At 75.0% G+C, this 6,425-nt stretch carries 6 protein-coding genes; 4 read left to right on the top strand and 2 right to left on the bottom strand.

The window, feature by feature from the left end:
* Positions 1 to 105 precede the first annotated feature (105 nt).
* Together ACI8AB_RS22555 and ACI8AB_RS22550 are read right to left on the bottom strand one after the other, a co-directional pair.
* Positions 106 to 963, bottom strand: a complete 858-nt coding sequence (locus ACI8AB_RS22555) for an SDR family oxidoreductase (protein ID WP_456951968.1) — start codon at positions 961 to 963, stop codon at positions 106 to 108.
* 102 nt (positions 964 to 1,065) lie between these two features.
* On the bottom strand, positions 1,066 to 1,203 hold the full coding sequence (locus ACI8AB_RS22550; protein WP_456951967.1) for a hypothetical protein: 138 nt from the start codon (positions 1,201 to 1,203) through the stop codon (positions 1,066 to 1,068).
* 139 nt (positions 1,204 to 1,342) lie between these two features.
* Between ACI8AB_RS22550 and ACI8AB_RS22545 the strand changes: the two genes are divergently transcribed.
* From ACI8AB_RS22545 to ACI8AB_RS22530, 4 genes are all read left to right on the top strand, one after another.
* Positions 1,343 to 3,895, top strand: coding sequence for a DEAD/DEAH box helicase (locus tag ACI8AB_RS22545; protein WP_387986984.1), 2,553 nt, complete (start codon positions 1,343 to 1,345; stop codon positions 3,893 to 3,895).
* The gene (locus tag ACI8AB_RS22540; RefSeq protein WP_456951966.1) at positions 3,892 to 4,665 is read left to right on the top strand and encodes a sulfite exporter TauE/SafE family protein; all 774 of its coding nucleotides are present in this window, start codon (positions 3,892 to 3,894) and stop codon (positions 4,663 to 4,665) included. Before ACI8AB_RS22545 ends, ACI8AB_RS22540 begins: the two co-directional genes overlap by 4 nt.
* Entirely contained in the window at positions 4,662 to 5,426 is a 765-nt protein-coding gene (locus tag ACI8AB_RS22535; RefSeq protein WP_456903587.1) for a sulfite exporter TauE/SafE family protein, read from the top strand. The genes ACI8AB_RS22540 and ACI8AB_RS22535 overlap by 4 nt, the downstream gene beginning before the upstream one ends.
* Positions 5,427 to 5,545: 119 nt before the next feature.
* Positions 5,546 to 6,286, top strand: coding sequence for a hypothetical protein (locus ACI8AB_RS22530; protein ID WP_456951965.1), 741 nt, complete (start codon positions 5,546 to 5,548; stop codon positions 6,284 to 6,286).
* The last annotated feature ends 139 nt before the right edge of the window (positions 6,287 to 6,425 follow it).

Raw genomic sequence — 6,425 nt, 5'->3', positions numbered from 1 at the left:
CCCCCCCCCCCGACCGGGTGGGCGGAGGGGGCGGGGTCCGGCCCCCCCGCCGGGGGTCCCCCTGGACGCGGCAGCGTGAGCTCAGCTGATCATCCGCGGACGGCGTTACAGGATGGGGTTGCCGCCGGTCACCGCGACGCGCGCGCCCGACACGTAGGACGCCTCGTCGCTGGCCAGCAGCACGTACACCGGCGCGAGCTCGGCCGGCTGGCCGGCGCGGCCCATCGGCACCTGCTGACCGAAGCTGGCCACCTTCTCCTCGGGCATGGTGGCGGGGATCAGCGGCGTCCAGACCGGCCCGGGCGCGACGCTGTTCGCCCGGATGCCCTTCTCCGCGTACATCTGCGCGAGGCTCGCGGTGAAGTTCGCGATGCCGGCCTTGGTCATCGCGTACGGCGCGAGGCTCGGGCTCGGCATGTCGGAGTTCACCGACGACGAGTTGATGATCGACCCGCCCGACGGCATGTGCGGGATGGCGTCCTTGCAGAGGGTGAACATCGCCGTGAGGTTGGTGGCCACCGTGTGGTCCCACTCCTCGTCGGAGACCTCCTCCAGGCTGTCGTGCGACATCTGGAAGGCGGCGTTGTTGACCAGGACGTCGACCTTGCCGAACTCCTCGACGGCCTTCGGGATGATCGTCTTGGCGTGCGCGCGGTCGGAGAGGTCACCGGCGACCAGCACGCACCGGCGCCCGGCCTCCTCGACGTACTTCTTGGTGTCCTCGGCGTCCTCGTGCTCGGAGAGGTAGGAGATGAGCACGTCGGCGCCCTCGCGGGCGAAGGCGATCGCGACGGCGCGACCGATGCCGCTGTCGCCGCCGGTGATGACCGCGGCCTTGCCGGTCAGCCGGCCCGACCCCCGGTAGGTCTCCTCACCGTGGTCGGGCTTGGGGTCCATCTCGCCGAGGGTCCCCGGCGGGGTCTGCTGCTGCTCGGGCTGGGACTCGGGGCGGGGTGACGACACGGGGGGCTCCTCCTGCTCGCGGGACCGGCGGGCCGGGTCTGCTCCCCGTCCCGCCCTCGGCGAGCGCCTACCCGTGCGATCCCGTGCGGAACCCGGACGGCCTCAGGCCGCGCGCCGCGGCTTCGCCTGCGCGGCCGGCTGCGGCGACCCCCACCGCATCTCGATCCGGCGACGCCCGTCGGCGTCGGTCACCGTCACCCAGTGGCACTCCGGGCAGTCCTTCTCCAGCACGCGCCTCATCCACCTTCCGTTCACCTGCTGTTCACTTTGACGGACGGAGGCGATCCGCGCCACACCCCACCGGGCGGGTCGTGACCGTTTCGTGACGTCGCCCCGGCGTCCGGGAAGGCCGGGACCGTCGGGCACGCTGTTCCTCACGATGACCGCGACCGCGCCCCTCCCCCTGCTCGACGACCCCGGCGACCTCACCGCCCTCCGGGCGCGCGGCAGCGACCCCGACGAGCTGTTCACCTCCTTCGCCGCCTGGGCCGAGGACGGCGGCACGCCGCTGTACCCGCACCAGGAGGAGGCGCTGATCGAACTGGTCAGCGGCGCGAACGTCGTCCTCGCGACGCCGACCGGGTCGGGCAAGTCCCTGGTGGCCACCGGCGCGCAGTACGCGGCGATGGCGGCCGGGCGGCGCAGCTTCTACACCGCGCCGATCAAGGCCCTGGTCAGCGAGAAGTTCTTCGCGCTGTGCGGGGTGTTCGGCGCGGCCAACGTCGGCATGCTCACCGGCGACGCGAGCGTCAACGCCGGCGCGCCGGTCATCGCCTGCACGGCCGAGGTGCTGGCCAACGTGGCGCTGCGCGAGGGCGCCGGCGCCGACATCGGCCTCGTCGTCATGGACGAGTTCCACTTCTACGGCGACCCCGACCGCGGGTGGGCCTGGCAGGTGCCGCTGCTGGAGCTCACCGACGCGCAGTTCCTCCTCATGAGCGCCACGCTCGGCAACACCGACGCGCTGCGCGAGGACCTCACCCGCCGCACCGGCCGGCCCACCGCGCTGGTCGCCGGCGCCGAGCGCCCGGTGCCGCTGCACCACTGGTACGCGACGACGCCGGCGCACGAGACCATCCAGGAGCTCCTGGACACCAGGCAGGCGCCGGTCTACGTCGTGCACTTCACCCAGGCGCAGGCGCTCGAGCGGGCGCAGGCGCTGATGAGCGTCAACGTGTGCACCAAGGAGGAGAAGGCCGCGATCGCCGACGCGATCGGCGGCTTCCGGTTCACCTCGGCCTTCGGGACGACGCTGTCGCGGCTGGTGCGCCACGGCATCGGCGTCCACCACGCCGGGATGCTGCCCAAGTACCGGCGGCTGGTGGAGCAGCTGGCCCAGGCCGGGCTGCTCAAGGTCATCTGCGGCACCGACACCCTCGGCGTCGGCATCAACGTGCCGATCCGCACCGTCGTGTTCTCCGCGCTGAGCAAGTACGACGGCAGCCGCACCCGGCTGCTCAACGCCCGCGAGTTCCACCAGATCGCGGGGCGGGCCGGGCGCGCCGGCTACGACACGGCGGGCACCGTCGTCGTCCAGGCGCCGGAGCACGAGGTGGAGAACCTGCGGCAGTTCGCCAAGGTCGCCGACGACCCGAAGAAGCGCCGCAAGCTGGTCCGCAAGAAGGCGCCCGAGGGGATGGTGCCGTGGTCGAAGGCGACCATGGAGCGCCTGGTCGCCGCCGAGCCCGAGCCGCTGACCAGCCACATGCGGGTGACGACGGCGATGCTGCTCGACGTCGCCGACCGGCCCGGCGACCCGGTCGCGGCGGTGCGCCGGCTGCTCACCGACAACCACGAGCCGCGCAAGCGGCAGCTGCGGCTCATCCGCGAGGCGGTCGGCATCGCCCGCTCGCTGCTGCAGGCCGGCGTGCTGGAGCGGCTGCCCGAGCCGGAGCCCGACGGCCGCCGCTACCGGCTGACGGTCGACCTGCCGCCGGACTTCGCGCTCAACCAGCCGCTGTCGACGTTCGCCCTCGCCGCGATCGAGCTGCTCGACCCCGCCTCGGACACCTTCGCCCTCGACGTCGTCAGCGTCGTCGAGGCCACCCTCGACGACCCGCGGCAGATCCTGGCCGCGCAGCTGAACAAGGCGCGCGGCGAGGCCGTCGCGCAGATGAAGGCCGAGGGCATCGAGTACGACGAGCGGATCGAGCTGCTCGAGGACGTCACCTACCCGAAGCCGCTCGAGGAGCTGCTCGAGCACGCCTTCGCCGTCTACGTGCGCAGCAACCCGTGGGCCGCCGACGCGCACCCCTCACCGAAGTCCGTCGTCCGCGAGACGTGGGAGCGGGCGATGACGTTCAAGGAGCTGGTGTCCACCTACGGGCTGACCCGCTCCGAGGGCGCGGTGCTGCGCTACCTCTCCGACGCGGTGAAGGCGCTGCGGTCCGGCGTGCCCGCGGCCGCGCGCACCGAGGAGGTCACCGACGTCGTCGAGTGGCTGGGTGAGCTGGTGCGGCAGGTGGACTCCTCGCTGCTCGACGAGTGGGAGCAGCTGACCAGCCCGGACCAGCCGCTGGACGAGCCGGTCGCCGTCCCGGCGCGGGCCCGGCCGCTGACCGGCAACGAGCGGGCGTTCACCGCGATGGTCCGCAACGCGCTGTTCGCGCGGGTGCAGCTGTGGGCGCGGCGCCGCTGGTACGACCTCGGCGAGCTCGACGCCGGCTCCGGCTGGGACGCCGAGCGGTGGGGCGAGGTGGTCCGCGGCTACTTCGCCGAGCACGCCGAGGTGGGCACCGGCGCCGACGCCCGCGGGCCGGCGCTGCTGGTGTGGGACCGGAGCGAGCCCGGTGTCTGGCGGGTGCGGCAGATCGTCGACGACCCGGCCGGCGACCACGACTGGGGCATCGACGCCGAGGTCGACCTGGCCGCCTCCGACGAGGCCGGCGAGCTGGTGCTGCGCGTCGTCGACGCCGGCCGCAAGGACGCGTGACCCCCGCCGAGGTGCTCGCCGTGCTCGCCGCCGGGGGTGCGGCGGGCGCGATCAACGCCGTCGTCGGGTCCGGGACGCTGGTGACCTTCCCGGTGCTGCTGGCCACCGGGCTGCCGCCGGTCACCGCGAGCGTGTCCAACACGCTGGGGCTCGTGCCGGGCAACGTCAGCGGCGCGGTCGGCTACCGACGGGAACTCGCCGGGCAGCGCGGGCTGGTGCTGCGGCTGCTGCCGGCGTCGGCGCTGGGCGCGCTGACCGGCGCGGTGCTGCTGCTGCACCTGCCGGCGGCGGCGTTCGAGGCGGTGGTGCCGGTCCTGGTCGGGCTGGCCGTGGTGCTGGTCGCCGTCCAGCCGCTGCTGACCCGCCGGCTGGCCGCCCGCCGCACCGACGACGGCGCGCCGCCCCGCGGGTGGCGGCTGGCCGGCCTGGTCGCCGGCGCGTACGCGACCGGCAGCTACGGCGGCTACTTCGCCGCCAGCCAGGGCGTGCTGCAGATGGGCGTGTTCGGGCTGCTGCTGGCCGAGCCGCTGCAGCGCCTCAACGCGCTCAAGAACGTGCTCAGCGCCGCGGTGAACGCCGTCGCCGCGACGGCCTACGTCGTCGTCGCCACCGACCGGGTCGACTGGGCCGCCGCCGGGCTGGTCGCCGGCGGCTCGGTGGTGGGCGGCGCGCTCGGCGCCCGGTACGGCCGCCGGCTGCCCGCGGCGGTCCTGCGGACGGCGATCGTCGTCCTCGGCTGCGTGGCCATCGGGGTGCTGGTGGCCCGGTGAACGCGCTGGAGTGGCTGCTGCTGGTCCTCGCCGGGGTCGGCGCCGGGCTGGCGGGCAGCATCGCCGGACTGGCCTCGCTGGTGAGCTACCCGGCGCTGCTGGCCACCGGGCTGCCGCCGGTGACCGCCAACGTCACCAACACCGTCGCGCTGGTGCTCACCAGCGTGGGGTCGGTGAGCGCGTCCCGGCCGGAGCTGGCCGGGCAGGGCCGCCGGCTGGTGCCGCTGGCCGTCGCGGGGGTCGTCGGCGGGACGGCGGGGGCCGCGCTGCTGCTGCTCACCCCGGCGGAGGCGTTCGAGCGGCTGGTCCCGCTGCTCATCGGCGGCGCGGCGCTGGCCATCCTGCTGCAGCGGCCGCCGGGCGAGCTGGCCGCGGAGGGCCGCCGGCTGCACGGCGCGCGGGACCCGTGGTGGCTGGTCGCCGGCACCGGCGTCGTCGCGGTCTACGGCGGCTACTTCGGCGCCGCCGCCGGGGTGCTGCTGCTCGCGCTGGTGCTGCTGGGCACCGGCGAGGGCCTGCCGCGCGGCAACGCGCTGAAGAACGTCGTCCTGGGTGCGGTGAACGGGGTGGCCGCCGTCGGGTTCGTGGTGCTCGCGCCGGTGGCCTGGAGCGCCGCGCTGCCGCTGGCGCTGGGCTGCCTGGCGGGGGGACGGCTCGGGCCGCGCGTCGTGCGGCGCGTGCCGCAGGCCCTCCTGCGGCGGCTGATCGCGCTGGCCGGGCTGGGCCTGGCCGTCGTCCTCGCCGTGCAGGCCTACGGCTGAGGTCCCCCGGTGTGGTGCGCGCGCGGCCGCTGGACCAAGGTGACCACGGGTCGGGGGACGCGCAGGTCCGGGACGCAGCCACCGGCAGGACCGGTGACCGGGACGACGGGAGTGGACGGGTGACGGCGAGTGACGCGGCGACGCGGTTCCTGGACGCACTGCAGGACCCGCCCGGGACCGGGGAGGACGGCCCGGAGATGGTGCCCTCCCGGCTGGCCCGGGCGGCGGCGCAGGCGGTCCGGGTGGACGGCGCGGCGCTGAGCATCCACGAGGGCGCCGGGCTGCGGACGCCGATCGGCGCGAGCGACCGCACCACCTCGCGGGCCGAGCAGCTGCAGTTCACCGCCGGCGACGGCCCGTGCCTGCGCGCCCACGACACCGGCAGCGCCATCGTCTTCGACATCGGGGACATCCAGCGCAACTGGCCCGAGCTGCACGAGGCGCTGCTCGGCGAGACGCCCTACCGCGCGGTGTTCTCGGTGCCGCTGGCCCCGCCGCTGGGGCCCACGGTGATCGTCGACCTCTACGCGCGGGAGCTGGCCACGCTCACCGGCGTCCCGCGCGACGACGTCGAGGCGGTCGTCGTGTGCCTGACCGAGGAGCTGGTGCGGGCCGCCGGCGGGGTGGCCGACGAGGGCGGGGCCCGGTGGTGGGACGCCCCCGACGCCCGCCGGCGCAGCCGTGTGTGGCAGGCCACCGGCCTCGCCACGGTGGCGCTCGGCCTCGACGTCGTGGACACCCTCGCCGTGCTGCGCGCGCACGCCTTCGCCACCGGGCGGGTGGTCGACGACCTCGCCGACGACATCGTCGAGGGCCGGCTGGACCCCGCCACGCTGAGCGACTCCGACGCGATGGGCTGACGCGCCGCTAGGTGTAGTGCCCACGGACCTTGTTGACACGCCGTTGAGGGCTTGATCGGCAGGAAGACCTCCGGCGGAGTGGGGATGTCTGACGTCGCCCGCTCAACCGGAGGTCTTCGTGGTCCACGCTATGCCGCGG

This window comes from Geodermatophilus sp. SYSU D00698 (genome assembly GCF_054050335.1).
This window is presented reverse-complemented; position numbering and strand designations above follow the sequence as displayed.

Bases quoted from the DNA above. Each gene is read 5' to 3' on its own strand.
- ACI8AB_RS22550 (WP_456951967.1), bottom strand. From the start codon at position 1,203: ATGAGGCGCGTGCTGGAGAAGGACTGCCCGGAGTGCCACTGGGTGACG.
- ACI8AB_RS22545 (WP_387986984.1), top strand. From the start codon at position 1,343: ATGACCGCGACCGCGCCCCTCCCCCTGCTCGACGACCCCGGCGACCTC.